The organism is Bartonella sp. AP1QHHD (genome assembly GCF_042196265.1).
Lineage (GTDB): Bacteria > Pseudomonadota > Alphaproteobacteria > Rhizobiales > Rhizobiaceae > Bartonella.
In genome coordinates, this window is record NZ_JBHIPW010000008.1 from 1 (window position 1) to 1,135 (window position 1,135).

At 40.6% G+C, this 1,135-nt stretch carries 3 protein-coding genes; all 3 read left to right on the forward strand.

Features of this window, described 5'->3' with window-relative positions; all coding sequences use genetic code 11:
• The coding region (locus tag ACFIME_RS01520; RefSeq protein ID WP_375684378.1) for a phage antirepressor KilAC domain-containing protein at nucleotides 1-199 on the forward strand (199 nt) is incomplete at its 5' end.
• A gap of 12 nt (nucleotides 200-211) precedes the next feature.
• A complete protein-coding gene (locus ACFIME_RS01525; protein ID WP_375655515.1) occupies nucleotides 212-763 on the forward strand; it encodes a hypothetical protein in 552 nt (183 codons plus the stop codon).
• Between the two features lie 8 nt (nucleotides 764-771).
• Nucleotides 772-1,135, forward strand: a 364-nt coding sequence (locus ACFIME_RS01530) for a hypothetical protein (RefSeq protein WP_375684379.1), incomplete at its 3' end; no start/stop codon positions are given.

Consider the following 1,135-nt stretch of genomic DNA (forward strand, 5'->3'; position numbering starts at 1 on the left):
AAAAGGATGGGTGTATCGACGCACTTTCGGGGATCGCTTATTGCCTTATCAGGATAAAATCCAAAAAGGACTAATGGATTGCTCAACCCTCACTATTCAAACCGAAAATGGAACTGAAAAAGTCATTCCTTCAGCAAAAATCACAACAAAAGGCATGGGGGTGCTGTCTCAAGAGCTTAAAAGACAAAGCATGCATTAAGAGGCTATCATTATGGAAAAGAAATATGAACTTACTGATGAAACAATCGAAGTTGGGGGCAAAACTCTCCACCGCATTCGCGCATTACGAGACTTTGGAAACGTCGAGAAAGGTGATTTAGGAGGCTATATCGAGAAAGAAGACAACCTATCGCATCGTGGTAATTGCTGGATTGGGGATTATGCAAAAGTCTATGGTTATGCCAAGGTTTTTGGTGATGCTAAGGTTTACGAAAATGCACAAGTTTACGGTTATGCACATGTTTACAACAATTCTCGTATTTATGGCAAAGCAGAAGTTTGCGATGAACCATGCATTTACGGTGATGCAGAAGTTTACGGTGATGCATATATTTGCGGTGAACCGCACGTTTTTGATAATGCAGAAGTTTATGGCAATGCACAAGTTTACGAAAAGGCATACATTTATGATAGGGCGCGTGTTTACGGCAATGCAGAAGTTTCCGGTGATGCGCATGTTTACGGTCATGCAAAAATTTACGGTGAAGCATGTGTATGTTGGGACGACTGGATTGATGGCGATAAAAGAATCTCAACTAGGTAACAAACCAGATGAAAAAATACGAATTTACTGATGAAAAAATTGTGTTTGATGGAAGAACTCTTCACCGAATTAGAGCCTTAAGAGACTTTGGATATGTCAAAAAAGATGACCTCGGCGGTTTTATAGAAAAAGAGAGCAACTTAAGCCATAAGAGAGACTGTTGGATTTTTGGCAATGCACACGTTTACGGTGATGCCAAAGTTTATGATGATGCGCGGGTTTATGGGAATGCACGCGTTTATGACAATGCACAAGTTTATGATTATGCCGAAGTTGGTGGTGCTTCTGTTCGAGATAATGCCAAGGTTTTTGACTATGCGCGGATTTATGGGAATTCTGTTATAGGGGAAAGTGTACACGTTTACGGAAATG